The following is a 502-nucleotide window of genomic DNA, read 5'->3' on the forward strand; positions in this document are numbered from 1 at the left end:
GACCGCCGCCTTAGCAAGCATCTCGGCACCCACCGCCGGAATACACTCTGAGTTTGGACAGTGCTTATGGAGTAAATCACTCAAGGCTTCGTCTTTAAAGTAAACCAACAAGTGAGCATCAGGATGACGGTTGGCACAATAGAGAGCCGCCGATAGAGTGATATCGTCTTCTGGGTTATCGATCAGAATACAGAGCGCGTACATAAAACGATAGGTCGTTTACCCGTCTCTTCGTGTTGCAACATACGAATGAGATGTATGGTTCTTTGCTCGTTCCAACCTAGCATCAAAATGTGGTTTTCCCCTCGAATTCTCCTTTTTCCCAATAGTCCAGCTCGCCAATACTCGACACCTTCCGTCGCTACTTTACCGAGTAAGGCAGCGAAAAGGCTCAAACCTCCAGGGATGACAAATAAGATCACTACCCACTGCCCAGATTCAGTGGTCGGTGACAAATCACCATAACCCACCGTTGAGGCCGTCACCACCAAGTAGTACGCAA

The 502-nt window shown here is 48.6% G+C and carries 1 pseudogene; it reads right to left on the reverse strand.

Going from position 1 to position 502, the window contains the following annotated elements:
• Window positions 1-502: pseudogene (locus KIV40_RS31120) on the reverse strand (potassium channel family protein); the annotation flags it as partial.

The sequence above is a fragment of the Vibrio sp. D173a genome, from assembly GCF_030248475.1.